Raw genomic sequence first — 12,831 nt, forward strand, 5'->3', positions numbered from 1 at the left:
GTGAGTGGAGCCACGGGCGCCGGTGCCGGTCCGGCGCGGGCCGAGGGGTACGCGCAGCCGAACCCCCCGGCCGGTCCGGACGCCGCCGGCGCCGGGCACGGCGGCCGGGGCAGGCGCAGACGCGGCGCCTCCGGTTCCCCGGGAGCCGGGGGTGCGGAAGCGGACCCGCAAGCGCACACGTACACGTACGACAGCGCCCCCGAGGGCCCGATGCCGCCGCCGACGGCCGCCCCCGCCGCCCCGCCGGCTCCGCACCACCCGCCGCAGGCGTACACCCCGCCGGCCGGCGGGGCCGCCGCCGGCCACGCCGGGGGCCGTACGCCGGGGCGCGGTCAGGCGTACGAGCAGGCGCAGCAGACGGCCGCAGGCGTACGCAGGTCGCGCACCGGCGCCCGTACGGTGCCGCGCACCCGCAAGGCGCGGCTGCGGGTCGCCAAGGCCGACCCGTGGTCGGTGATGAAGGTCAGCTTCCTGCTCTCCATCGCGCTGGGCATCTGCACGATCGTGGCCGTGACGGTGCTGTGGATGGTGCTGGACGCGATGGGCGTCTTCAGCACGGTCGGCGGCACGATCAGCGAGGCCACCGGCTCGGACGACTCGGCCGGCTTCGACCTGGAGTCGTTCCTGTCGCTGCCCCGGGTGGTCGGGTTCACGGCAGTGGTGGCGCTGATCGACGTGGTCCTCGCCACGGCGCTGGCGACGCTGGGCGCGTTCATCTACAACCTCTCCGCGGGCTTCGTCGGCGGCATCGAGGTCACGCTCGCGGAGGACGAGTAGCAGCCGCCGGGTGGGCCCGCTATCGATTTGGGCCGCGGCTCTGCGGTGGGGTAATCTCTGTGCAGCGCGCGGCTATAGCTCAGTCGGTTAGAGCGCATCCCTGATAAGGATGAGGCCCCAGGTTCAAGTCCTGGTAGCCGCACCGGAAACCCGAAAGGCGCCTCCTCGTCACGAGGAGGCGCCCTTCTGCTGTGTCAGGCGCGTACGGGCCTGCCGGCGGGCCGGGGGAGGAAGGGGACCAGGAGCATCGAGGCGCCGGTGATCAGGCCGGCGGCCAGGAAGGCGCGGGCGTAGCCGGTCACGGGGCCGCCGCCTTCCGCGGAGGCGGAGACGGCGCCGAGGATCGACAGGCCCAGCACCGCGCCGATCTGGCGGGAGGTGTTGACCAGGCCGGAGACGCCGCCGGCGTCGCGCTCCTCGACGCCCGAGGTGGACACGTCGGTCAGCAGCGCCATCAGCACCGCCATGCCCGCGGCCATGGGCAGCGCCGGGCCGAGGATCGCGGTGGCGAACGTGCCGTCCGCGGCCAGCGCCGCCGACTGCCACAGGAAGCCCCCGGCCAGGAGCAGCCCGCCCGCCACCGTCATCGTGCGGCTGCCGAAGCGGGCCGTGAGGCGGGGCGCGAACTGCGAGGCGAGGATGAGCGCGGCGGTGTGCGGGAGGAAGGCCAGGCCGGTGCGGACGGCGCTGTAGCCGAGGACGGTCTGCATGTAGAGGGTGAGGAAGTACCACATCGCGAACGCGCCGATCATGCTGACGAGGGTCACGACGTTGCCGACGGCCACCGCGCGGATACGGAACAGCCGCAGCGGCATCAGCGGCTGCGCGGCCCGCGCCTCCACGGCGACGAAGCCCGCCAGCGCCGCGAGCCCGGCCAGCAGCGGCAGCAGGGCGGCCCCGGAGGTCCACCCCGAGGACTCGGTCTCGGTGATGCCGTACGCCACGGCGCCGACGCCGCTGGTGACGAGCGCGGCGCCGGGGAGGTCCAGGGCGGGGTGGTCGGCGCCGCGGTGGTGCTCGCGCAGCCAGAGCAGCACGACGGCGCCGACGGCGACGCCGATCGGCACGTTGATCAGCAGCACCCAGCGCCACGACGCGTAGTCGGTGAGCACGCCGCCGATGAGCCCGCCGGTGGCACCGCCGGCGGCGCCGACCGCCGTCCAGGCGGCGATGGCCCGGCTGCGGGCGGCGCCCTCGGGCAGGGCCCGGGTCAGCAGGGAGAGGGTGACGGGGGCCAGGAGCGCGGCGCCGACGCCCTGGGCGGCGCGGGCGGTGATGAGCACGGCGTCGCTCTGCGCCAGGCCGCCGGCGAGGCTGGCGGCGGCGAAGAGGCCGAGGCCGGCGAGGTAGACGTGCTTGGGGCCGAAGAGGTCGGCGAGCCGGCCGCCGAGCAGCAGGAAGCCGGCGAAGGTGAGGGCGTAGCCGTTGACGACCCACTGCAGCGCGCTGCCGCTGAGGGCGAGGTCGTCGCGCATGCTGGGCAGGGCGACGTTGACGACGGAGACGTCGAGGACGACGAGGAACTGGCCGATGTACGAGGCGAGCAGCACCGGCCAGAGCCGGGACGGGGGAGGTGCCGCGCCGGGGGCGGGGGTTCGCGGACTGCCGGCCGGACCGGTCGCCTTCGTGGTGGCTGCCCTCTCGGCGGTGTCGGTGACGTCGGTCGTGTGGGTCGCATCGGTCGTGTCGGGCGTGGTCATGGGTGCCATCGTGCGCGGCCGAGGGGCGCGTACGGATCGGGCGCCGGATGGAACCGGGACGGGGGTCTCAGGTCCTAGTGCCGTCCTAGTGCCGTGCTACTGAGCCCCCTCCGGTGTCGTTTGCGCTGTGTATCATCGGGCTTCGTAGTCCAATGTCTCTGGAAGGACGAGGTAGCGCGGTGAAGAAGCTGTTCCTGATCGCATTGGCCGCTCTGGGCGGGCTTCTCGTGTACCGCCAGATCCAGGCGGATCGCGCCGAGCAAGACCTGTGGACGGAGGCCACCGACTCGGTGCCCTCCTCTTCGGGCGTCTGAGACGCGAGAGTTCCCAGCAGAGCCGCCGGCTCGCCGGCCGGCTCCGGGCCCCGGCCCCGCCGCTTCTGCGGCGGTGCGGCTGGGGCCTCGGCATGACCCGGCTGTGTTGCACGACCGTGACGCACACCCCCTGTTGTTTGCTACTGCACACGTTTTACGGTGCATGAGCACATGGCGGAGGACGAGGGGGACATGTCATGGGACGACCACTGCGAGGCCGGGTCAGACGGCCCGCGTACGCGGGCGTGACCACGGCGCTCACCGCCGCGCTGGCCGCCGCCCCGCTGCCGGCGGCGCTCGCCGCACCCGGCGCGCCGGGGACACCCGCCGCGCCCGCAGCCCCCGCTGAGCCCGCGGCCCCCGCGCTGACCGGCAACGGACTGGCGATGGTGCTGGACTCCTCCGGCTCCATGGCCGACGACGACGGCTCCGGCGCCACCCGGATCGAGTCCGCCCGCGAGGCCGTGGGCACCGTCGTCGACGCCCTGCCCGACGGCTACCCGACCGGCCTGCGCGTCTACGGCGCCGACCGCGCCAGCGGCTGCACCGACACCCGGCTCGCCGTGCCCGTCGAGGAGCTGGACCGGGGCCGCGTCAAGGACGCCGTAGCAGATGTGAAGCCGAAGGGCGACACCCCCATCGGCTACGCGCTGCAGCAGGCCGCCCGGGACCTCCCCGAGCGCCCGCCCGGCGCGCTGGACGCCGCCTCCGCCGCCGACTTCGGCGTCACCGCCGTACCGCAGCCGGGCGTGCCCGTCGCGTACGGCGACGGCATCGAGCTGGAGCTGCAGGCCACCGACGACTACGCGACCCGGTGCGACGCCCAGGACGACCGCTTCGAGCAGGACGAGGGCGCCCAGCCGCTGACCAACGCCGTCAGCCGCATCCCTGGCGAGGGCGGCGACCGCTACCGGACGCGTGTCCGGTGTTCCGCCCTTCAGGGTGGAGGAGAAGGGCATCCGGACCGTGGCGGCCGTACGGCCGCAGCGCCGCTGCTACAGTCGCTTTGTCCGACAACGGGATTGGCGGACCTGCCGCCGGACGGGCGGAAAGTACCGCCTGTGGAGGCCCATGTAAGACCCGCTCCTTCCGGGGAGATGGCAAGGGCCAGCGAAGCAGGAACCCAAGGGAGCACCACGTAGTGGTGCAGACCGGAATCGTCTGCCCTCGGGCAGACGAGGGCGTCAATACGGTGAGCCCGTCGCCTCCGACCTCGGTACGGTGCCGGTCAGTTGGACCAACCGGTACGAGGTCGGCAGCGCGGTCCTGCCTGCGCGGCGCGGCGGGGAGTACTACCTGTCGGTCTCGCTGGGGCCCGCGGCCGCGCGGTTCGCGCGGAACACGGCCATCGGCGTCGTGCTGCGCGTGGACGTGCTGGGCGAGGAGAAGTCCGGCCCGCAGCACGGGGCGCCGGCGGTCGCGGACGGCAAGGACGGCGGAGACGGCAAGGACACCGGCAAAGGTGATGCGCGGGCCGCGGGGGACGGGGAATCATCGGACTCCGTGCTGCCGCTCGCCGGCGGGATCGCGGGGGGCGTGCTGCTCGTCGGCGCGGGGGCCGCGTTCGTGATCGTACGGAACCGGAAGCGGCCGGCGACGTCAGAGGTGGCGGCAGGCAACGGCGTAAGGGGTGGATGGTGAGAACGCGAACGATGGCGGGGCCGGCCGCCGCCGCGGCGGCGCTGGGCGCGCTGGCCGCGCTCTCGGCGGCGGCTCCCGCTTCGGCGGCTCCGGCCGGGGAGCGTGCCGGTGCACCGGCTGCGGCCCCGGTGAACTCGCCGGTCGACGCCGGCCAGTACCGGACGGCGAAGGACGCCGAGCCCATCGAGGGCGCCGCGAGCAGCACGGGTGGCGAGGAGGTGGCGGCCGGCAAGACCTACACCGACTCCATCGCCCCGGGCGACACCCTCTACTACAGCGTCACGCTCGACGCGAAGTCCAACGCCTGGATATCCGCCGTGGCCGCGCCGAAGCCGGGCACGAAGGTCGCGTACGGCGACGGCCTGGAGCTGGAGCTGGAGAGCAAGGGCGGCGACCGGTGCAGCAGCTCCGACGCCGACTTCGCCGCCGACGGCGCCTCCCGGCCCATCGCCAACTACGTCTGGCGCGTGGCCGATCCCGACGGCCCCTGCCAGGAGCCCGGCGTCTACAACCTCATCGTCACCCGCGTCAGCGACGCGACCTCCAGCCCGGCCCCCTGGCCGCTGGAGCTGCGCTTCATGGCGGAGCCGCCGCTGGCGAAGGCCACGTCCACGACGCCGCCGGACCCCGATTCCGTCCCCACGCAGCCGCCGCCCCCGCCCACGGACAAGGCCGAGCCGCGCAAGGGCGGCACCGGGTTCAACGACGCGGTCGGCATCGACCACGGGGTGTGGACGGACAAGATCCGGCCGGGTGACACGCACTTCTACCGGGTGCCGCTGGACTGGGGCCAGCAGCTCTTCCTGCAGACCGAGTTCGGCACGACGCAGGTCAGCGACGAGTCGGGGTTCGCCTCGAACGGGGTGCGCGTCGACTTCTACAACCCGGCGCGCGGGTTCATCGCCAGCCGGAACGAGACGTACTACGGCGACGACCCCGCGGCGATCCCCTCGCTGAGCCCGCCGGTGGCGTACGAGAACCGCTACGCGGTGTACGGCCGGGACTTCGGCAACATCGGCTTCGCGGGCTGGTACTACGTCGCGGTCACCGTGTCGGAGGAGGTCGGCGAGTTCGCGGACGGGCCGGTGCCGGTGGAGCTGCGCACGACCATCAAGGGCGAGCCGGAGGAGGGCCCGGCGTACGACGGGGACGCGGCGGCGGCCGGGTTCGGCGTGACAGACGACGACCGCGACACGGCGGCGGCGGGCACGGCGGCCGACGAAGACGGTGACGGCGGCGGTACCGGGAAGAAGATCCTGGCGGTCGCCGGGATCGGCGCGGGCGTGCTGCTGCTGGCGGGCCTCGGGCTGTGGACGCTGCTGGCGCGGCGCCGGGCGGTGCCGCTCGCGGCGATGAGCCCGCAGGTGGCGCGTGAGGACACGCAGACGGCGCCGGGGGCGTACGGCGGCGGGCCGGTGGGTCCGCCGTACGGCGAGCGGCCGTACGGAGACGGGCACCCGCCGCTGCCGCCGCAGCAGAACTGGCGGACGTAGCAGGGCAGCAGGCAGTAGCAGGGGAAGCCGGGCGTCAGCCCGAGACCAGGGCCCAGACGCCGGCCGCCATCAGCAGCACCGCGAGCACCACGACCGGGACCGCCGCCTTCGCCGGCGGTCCCGGTCGCCGTTCCGGCTGGCGGGCGCCCGGCGGGGGCGGCTGGGGCTGGTGCTGCTGAGGCTGCGGTGGGGGCTGTTGGGGTTGCGGGTGCTGCGGGTGGGCGGTCGTGTACGGGGCCGTGGGTGTCGGCGTCGGCGGCTGCGCCGCCGCGGGCGGCGCGATGCCGTAGCTCGTCGCTTCGTCCGGTCCTCCCGCACTCGGCGCACCCGGCGCACCCGGCGCGGGCCGCTGCGCGGAGCCGGGACCCGCCGGGCCCGCCTCGGCCGCGGCATGCGCGGCGGCGGGCGCCGGTACGTGTCCGGTGGCGCCGGGGGCGTACGCCGGGCCGGGTACACCCGCGCCCGACGGCCCCGCCGCCGCGGCGGCACCCGTACCACCGGCCGGACCAGGACCAGGACCAGAACCAGGACCAGGGCCCACACCCGGACCAGGGCCAAGACCAGGACCAGCGCCCAGACCCGAACCGGCGTCCGGCCGGTCCTCGCCCCCGCCCCGCTCCGGCCGCTCCGGGCCCCGCGGCCCGAATCCCGCCGGCAGCGGCCCGAGCTGGTCGAAGACCTCCACCGGCTCCTCCGCCGGATCCAGCTCCGGCAGCAGCTCCGCCGCCTCCGTCAGCGCCTTCCGCGTGCCCGTCGCCGTCCGGAACCGCGCGTCCGGGTCCGGCTGGAGCAGGCTCGCGAGCACCTGCCACAGCGGCTCCGGCACCTCGGCAGGAGCCGGTGGCACGCCGTGGGTCAGGAACGTCTTCACCAGCGCGTCCCCGTCCGGACGCTCCCCGGTCAGCAGGTACAGCGCCAGCAGCCCCACCGCGAACAGGTCCGCGGGGAAGTCCGGTTCGGCGCCGAGCATCTGCTCCGGCGCGAAGTAACCGGGCGTGCCGACGACGAAGTTGGTGTCCGTCAGCCGCGGCTCGCCCTTGCGCATGGAGATGCCGAAGTCGGAGAGCCGCAGGTGCGGCCGGCCGGTGCCGGTCGCCTCCAGCAGCACGTTCGCCGGCTTGATGTCGCGGTGCACGACGCCCTCGCCGTGCACCGCGGCCAGCCCCGCCAGCAGTTGGTCGAGCAGCAGGCAGACGAACCGCGGCGGGAGCGGTCCGTAGTCGCCGATCAGATGGGCCAGTGAGCCGCCGCGCACCAGGTCCATCGTGAACAGCACCTTGTCGTCGTCCGCCGCCCAACTGGCGGGTGCCAGCACATGGGGGTGGTCGATGCGTACCGCCTGCTCGCGGACGAAGCGCAGCAGCGTGTGCGCGTCGCTCTGCTGCAGCACCTTGGCCGCCACATAGCGCCGCCGCCGGTGATCCCAGGCGCGCCAGACCGCGCCGACCCCGCCCCGGCCGATCGGATCGACCAGCTCGTACCGCCCAGCGAAGACCTCACCCATGCTGCTGCGCCCGCCCTTTGTACGGTTCCTTTAGCAATTCATCCGGTTATGACTGATGTGCTTCGTAATGTGCTACGGCATCGGCGGTGCGACCCGCGCCGTACACCCGGAGGAACTCTGCCAGCTCCGGATGGGTCGGCGCGAGCCGGTCCGCCGCGTCGATGATGTCGCCGGCGGCGGCCACCGAGCGCAGCAGCGACTGGATCTCCCGGACGACGCGGCGCACCGTCGTCGATCCGGTCGACGACTGCGTCTGCGTCGTCCCCAGCACCGCCCCTCCCGCGCTCTTGCGGATGCTCTCCATCCGTTCCGCCGCCTCCGCCGCCGAAACGCTGCCGCTCGACACCTCCGCGGCCAGCTCCTGCAGCGCCTGCACCCGCTGCACCACCGACGGATTGCCGATCTTCGCCCGCTGCCCGCTCATGAGCTGCGACAGCATCGGCGCCGAAATACCGAGCACGGCGGCCAGCCGCGCCTGGTTGAGGCCGAGATCGTCGATCAGCCGCCGGAACAGCACGCCCAGCGGTTCGCCATACCAGCTTCGCTGTAGCTCTCTTGCGCGTTCGCTGGTGTCCTGCCGTGGAGCTCCCATGCCGTGCGGCCTCCCCAGATGTCCCCGAGTCCAGATTCGCGCTTGCGAACTGCATCCTACGGAGCGGGACCGCGCCCAGACAGACCTTGGGGAGGGGAGATAACCGGGACGCGTTCCTCCACGTCCGCGACGGTCTACGCGTGCCAAACCAGGGGGCGCACCGCGGTACTCAGGAGAGCTCGGGCGGCGGAGTGCGCTGCTCGTCGACGCGGTCCACGCGCTCCAGCTCGCCCCAGACGACGTAGCGGTGCCGGGAGGTGTACATCGGGGTGCACGTGGTGAGCGTGATGTACCGGCCGGGCTTGGTCTTCCCGGACTCCTCGGGGGCCTTGTCCAGCACGGAGGTGTTGTACTTCGAGGTCTCGGAGAGGACGGCGTACGTCTTGTAGACGAACCAGCGGTCCTTCGTCTCGAAGACGATCGGGTCGCCCTCCTCGATGCGGTGGATGTCGTGGAACTTGGCGCCGTGCCCGTCGCGGTGCGCGGCGAGTGTGAAGTTGCCGCGGCGGTCCCAGGGCATGGCCGACTTCACGGGCTCGGTGTAGTAGCCGGCGACGCCCTTGTTGAGGTCCTCGGTCGCGGTGCCCTTCCGCACGAGGATGTTCTCCTCCATCGCGGGCACGTGCAGGAAGCCGATGCCGCCCTTGAGGTCGCCGATGTTCACGGGGCGGGGCTTGCCGTCGTCGGGGGTCTTCTCCCAGGACTCGCGCAGGTCGTCGGTCATGCGGCCGGCGGCGCGGTTGGCCTGGACGTTCGTCCAGTACAGGGAGTAGACGACGAAGAGCGCCATGAGGACGCCGATGGTGATCATCACCTCGCCGACGAGGCTGACGGCCCCGGCGAGGACGCCGCGGCGAGAGCGCCGGCCGTGGGGGTGGCGCTGGCGGCGGCGTCGGGGGCGGGCCGGGGCCGGGCTTTCCGCCGCGTCGTCTGCCGGGCCTTCTGCTGCGTCTTCCGCGGGGCCCTCCCCTGGGCCTTCCGCTGCGGACTCCGCCGCGGACTCCGCCGCGGACTCCGCCGCGGTCTCGTCCGCTACGGACTCCTCCGCGCCCTGCTCCGGGGCTTCCTGCTCCGGGGCTTCCTGCGCAGCCTCTTCCGCGGCTCTGGCTGCCGGTCTGCTCTCCCGCTCATCGCCCGTCGCTGCCACCGCTTCCCCGTTCGTTCCGTCCCGCCGGCCTCCGGCCGCCCGTACCGCTCAGTCCATGAGCGCGTCGGGCTTGCCTTCGCTGCGCGGACGCTCCTCGACCATCTTGCCCCAGACAATAAGCCGATATTTGGACGTGTACTCAGGTGTACAGGTCGTTAGTGTGACGTAGCGGCCCGGCTCGGTGAACCCCGACCCCTCGGGCACCGGATCGATGACGTCGGTGTTCGACGGCGAGGTGGAGGGCAGCGTGCTGGACACCTTGTAGATGTAGTACGTGTCCTTGGTCTCGACGATGATCTCCTCCCCCTCCTCCAGCTTGTTGATGTACCGGAAGGGCTCGCCGTGGGTGTTGCGGTGCCCGGCGACCGCGAAGTTCCCCTTCTCGTCCCACGGCATCGCGGTCTTGAGGTCCCCCTCCGAGTAGTGGCCGAGGAGCCCGCGGTCCAGGACCTTCTGCTTGTCGATGCCCTGCGCCACCGGGCGGTTCACGTCCAGCGAGGGGATGTGCATGATGGCGAAGCCCTCGCCGGCCTCGAACGCCCCCGGGTCGCGGGCGTCCTCCTTGCCCGCCCCCTCGCCGCGCTTCCACTGCTCCTCCAGTTGCTTGGCCTCCTGCCGGGACTCGCGGTCGGCGAGGACGTTGGTCCACCAGAGCTGGTACACGACGAAGAGGAGCATCAGCACGCCGAAGGTGATGAACGCCTCGCCGGTGATCCGGCTGATCAGCACGGTGCGCTGCTGCTTCGCGGCGCGGGCGGCCTTGCGGGCGGCCATGCGGCCGCCGAGGGCGCGGGCGACGTTCAGGGACATCGTCTGAACGGTGCGGTCCTCGCGGTCGCCGCGGCCTTCGCCCGCGGCCGGGCCGCGGCGGCGGGTGGCGGGGGCGGTGCCCCAGGTGAGGCGCTGCTCGTCCGGGGCGGGGGTGGCGGGGGCCGCGGTAGGGCCGGGGGTACGGGCGGTGCCGGCCGGTGCGGGGGCGCCGGTGTGGGCGGCGGCGGAGAGGTCGCCCCAGGGGGAGGGGTCGCGGTGGCCAGGCGCCGTACCGGCGGGGGCAGCGGGGGCAGCGCCCGTGTCCGCGGGGGCGGGGCCCGCGGCGGTGGCGCCGCCGGCGTGCCGGCCCTGGGCGGGTGCTGCGTAGGGCTGCTGCTCCTCGACGGCGGGCCGTCCGGCGTGGCGGCGCGGGGCGGCGGGCTTGGGGGTCTCGCCGGGGAGAGGGTCGGCGAGGGGGTCGGTGAGGGGGTCTGCGAGGGGGTCTGCGGCGGGCGCGGCGTGGCCCGGCGTGGTGGCCGTCCCGAGCGGGTCGGTCAGCGGGTCGCTCGCCGGGGCCGTACGGCCGGCCTGGGCCGCCGGGCCGAGGGGGTCCGTCAGCGGGTCGCCGGAGGTCGCGGGGCGGGGGTCGCCGAGGGGGTCGGCGGGGGCCTGGTCGTAGCCGAGCAGGTGCGGGTCGTACGACGCCGGGGCCTGCTGGCCGTACGCGGCGGGGGCCTGCTGCCCGTACGCGGCTGCCTCGGGCGCGTCGGCGTACGGGGACGGGTGCAGGCCGGCGTCGTACGACGACATCGGGTACTGCGCCGCGGTTCCCTCCTGCGGGACGAGCGGCGCAGGGCCGGCCGGCGGATCGGTGCGGGGGTACGGCGAGGGTGCGTAGCCGCCGGACGCGGCGCCGTCGTCCCGGCGGTGCGGGTCCGCGGCGGGCGCGTAGCCGCCCTGGCCCTGGCCGGGCTGGTGGGGTGGCGGATCGTTTCGCGGAGTGCCCTGCGCGGGGGCGGCGTTGGGGTCGTGGGTGTCCGGCGGGGTGTGCGGCCGGAACCAGCGGGAGACCGCCGACGTCGGTGACTCGGGCCGGGGCTCCAGCGGCCGGGGGCGCGGGCCGTCGGCGGACGCGGGCCCCTGCCGGGGGACGTGCGGCTGCGGGTACGAGGGCTGCGGATGCTGCGGCTGCGGGGTCCGGCCCTGCGGGCTCTGCTGCTGCGGGCCCTGCCCCGGCGCGAAGCGGCCCTGCGGCTGCTGCCCGTGCGGTGCCTGGGCGTGCTGGCCGGGCTGAGTACCCAGATGGGTCTCCGGATGTGTCCCCGGATGTGTCCCCGGATGTGTCCCTTGATGCGGCCCCGGCTGCGCGCCCGGCTGTGCCCCCGCGTCGGCGCCGCGCGGCGGCGGCAGCGGGTCGCCGCGCAGCGGGTTGCGGTGCGCGTACTCCGGCAGGTGGCCCTGCTCCAGCGGATCCTGCCCGCCGCTCCCCGCGCCGTAGCCACCGGCCCCGGCGCCGTACCCCCCGGTCCTCGGGCCCCGGCCCCCGGCGGCGGGCCCCGGTTCGTACGTCCCGTCGCCGCCCCCGGCTCCCGCGCCGTAACCGCCGGGACCCGGCCCCGTACCGGCGCCGTACCCCGGCCCCGTCCCCCCGGCGCTCCCGCCGGAGGCCCCGGCGCCCGGCCGGCGCGCCCCGTGCCCGCCCGGTACCGCGCGCCCGTCCGCCCCCGGCGCGCCCCGGCGCGGCAGCGGCGGCCGGCCGCCGGACTGCGCGCCGCCGAGCGGGTCCGCGGCGTCGTCCGCCGGCTGCGCGGGGGCGCCCGGATCGGGGTAGCCGTGGTAACGCGCTTCGCGCCCCGGCTCGCGCTCCTCCGCGCGCCCCGGTGCGTTGCCGTCCGGCCGGGTGTCGGTCACCCCGCGGTCCCGGCCGGCCCACCGCCCGCGGGCACCAGCCCGCCCGCCGGCGCCACGTCCCGCGGGGTCGGGCCCACCACCGGCGCCAGGCCCGCCGACCGCTCGACGGCCCCGCCGTCCCCGCACTCGACCAGCCAGTTCGCCAGCATCCGGTGCCCCCACTCCGTCAGCACGGACTCCGGGTGGAACTGCACGCCCTCCACCGGCAGCTCGCGGTGGCGCAGCCCCATCACCAGGCCGCTGTCCGTCTCCGCCGTGACCGCCAGCTCAGCGGGAAGGGACTCCCGCTCGACGGCCAGGGAGTGGTACCGCGTCGCCGTGAACGGCGACGGCAGCCCCGCGAACACGCCCGCCCCGCCGTGCGTGACCGGCGAGGTCTTGCCGTGCAGCAGCTCCGGCGCCCGGCCGACGACACCGCCGTACGCGACGGCCATCGACTGCATCCCGAGGCAGACCCCGAACACCGGCAGCCGCCGGGCCGCGCAGTGCCGCACCATCTCGACGCACACCCCCGCCTGCTCCGGCGTGCCGGGCCCGGGGGACAGCAGCACGCCGTCGAACCCGGCGTCCGCGTGCTGCGGGGTCACCTCGTCGTTGCGCAGCACCTCGCATGTGGCGTCGAGCTGGCAGAGGTACTGGACCAGGTTGAAGACGAAGCTGTCGTAGTTGTCCACGACCAGAATGCGCGCGTTCATCGCCGGGCGGCTCCCTCGTCGACGGTGACGTCGTTGAACGGCAGCAGCGGCTCGGCCCAGGGGAAGACGTACTGGAAGAGCAGGAAGACGATGCCGAGCACGAGGATGAGCGAGATCAGCGCCCGTACCAGCGCGTTGCCCGGCAGATGCCGCCAGATCCAGCCGTACATGGGTCCCTCTTCGCCGATCTCCGCTGTTGCCTGTGTGTACCCGTGGTCGATGCCGAATTCGTCCGTACGAGTCACCAGACTAACGACCCGTGCCCCGCGAAGCGGTGGGCTTCCCACGCGCCACCGGCCGGGAGGAC

Annotated in this window: 12 protein-coding genes and 1 tRNA gene; 6 read left to right on the forward strand and 7 right to left on the reverse strand. The window is 74.6% G+C overall.

The genetic code is table 11. The features are described 5' to 3' along the window. Together B124_RS29590 and B124_RS29595 are read left to right on the forward strand one after the other, a co-directional pair. Positions 1-777 carry a DUF3566 domain-containing protein gene (locus B124_RS29590; protein ID WP_496506054.1) on the forward strand — a complete coding sequence of 259 codons (777 nt, stop codon included), beginning with the start codon at positions 1-3 and terminating at the stop codon, positions 775-777. A 68-nt stretch (positions 778-845) separates the two neighbouring features. Then, a tRNA-Ile gene (locus tag B124_RS29595) sits at positions 846-919 on the forward strand. A 52-nt stretch (positions 920-971) separates the two neighbouring features. On the opposite strand, the gene B124_RS29600 is transcribed toward B124_RS29595, so the two are convergent. Beyond that, entirely contained in the window at positions 972-2,477 is a 1,506-nt protein-coding gene (locus B124_RS29600; protein WP_496506055.1) for an MFS transporter, read from the reverse strand. Between the two features lie 179 nt (positions 2,478-2,656). On the opposite strand from B124_RS29600, the gene B124_RS29605 reads away from it, so the two are divergent. The 4 genes from B124_RS29605 (at position 2,657) to B124_RS29620 (ending at position 5,925) form a co-directional block, all read left to right on the forward strand. After that, the gene (locus tag B124_RS29605; protein ID WP_018838829.1) at positions 2,657-2,791 is read left to right on the forward strand and encodes a DLW-39 family protein; all 135 of its coding nucleotides are present in this window, start codon (positions 2,657-2,659) and stop codon (positions 2,789-2,791) included. Positions 2,792-2,988: 197 nt separating this feature from the next. Beyond that, the gene (locus B124_RS29610) at positions 2,989-3,933 is read left to right on the forward strand and encodes a vWA domain-containing protein (RefSeq protein ID WP_496506056.1); all 945 of its coding nucleotides are present in this window, start codon (positions 2,989-2,991) and stop codon (positions 3,931-3,933) included. Positions 3,934-4,012: 79 nt separating this feature from the next. Further along, entirely contained in the window at positions 4,013-4,432 is a 420-nt protein-coding gene (locus B124_RS29615; protein ID WP_496506057.1) for a hypothetical protein, read from the forward strand. Further along, on the forward strand, positions 4,426-5,925 hold the full coding sequence (locus B124_RS29620; protein ID WP_496506058.1) for a hypothetical protein: 1,500 nt from the start codon (positions 4,426-4,428) through the stop codon (positions 5,923-5,925). The genes B124_RS29615 and B124_RS29620 overlap by 7 nt, the downstream gene beginning before the upstream one ends. 34 nt (positions 5,926-5,959) lie before the next feature. Here B124_RS29620 and B124_RS29625 read toward each other — a convergent pair whose 3' ends face one another. The 6 genes from B124_RS29625 to B124_RS29650 all read right to left on the reverse strand — a co-directional run bounded on the left by B124_RS29625 (position 5,960) and on the right by B124_RS29650 (position 12,769). Continuing rightward, positions 5,960-7,429 (reverse strand): serine/threonine-protein kinase, encoded by a 1,470-nt coding sequence (locus B124_RS29625; protein WP_496506059.1) that lies wholly within the window; start codon positions 7,427-7,429, stop codon positions 5,960-5,962. A 46-nt stretch (positions 7,430-7,475) separates the two neighbouring features. Then, positions 7,476-8,021 (reverse strand): DNA-binding protein, encoded by a 546-nt coding sequence (locus B124_RS29630; RefSeq protein WP_496506060.1) that lies wholly within the window; start codon positions 8,019-8,021, stop codon positions 7,476-7,478. A gap of 169 nt (positions 8,022-8,190) precedes the next feature. Then, positions 8,191-9,168, reverse strand: coding sequence for a class E sortase (locus B124_RS29635; RefSeq protein WP_496506061.1), 978 nt, complete (start codon positions 9,166-9,168; stop codon positions 8,191-8,193). Positions 9,169-9,216: 48 nt separating this feature from the next. Next, the gene (locus B124_RS29640) at positions 9,217-11,829 is read right to left on the reverse strand and encodes a class E sortase (RefSeq protein ID WP_496506062.1); all 2,613 of its coding nucleotides are present in this window, start codon (positions 11,827-11,829) and stop codon (positions 9,217-9,219) included. Then, entirely contained in the window at positions 11,826-12,524 is a 699-nt protein-coding gene (locus B124_RS29645; protein WP_496506063.1) for an aminodeoxychorismate/anthranilate synthase component II, read from the reverse strand. Before B124_RS29645 ends, B124_RS29640 begins: the two co-directional genes overlap by 4 nt. After that, on the reverse strand, positions 12,521-12,769 hold the full coding sequence (locus B124_RS29650; RefSeq protein ID WP_496506087.1) for a hypothetical protein: 249 nt from the start codon (positions 12,767-12,769) through the stop codon (positions 12,521-12,523). The genes B124_RS29645 and B124_RS29650 overlap by 4 nt, the downstream gene beginning before the upstream one ends. Positions 12,770-12,831 lie beyond the last annotated feature (62 nt).

It is taken from the genome of Streptomyces sp. CNP082 (genome assembly GCF_059570535.1).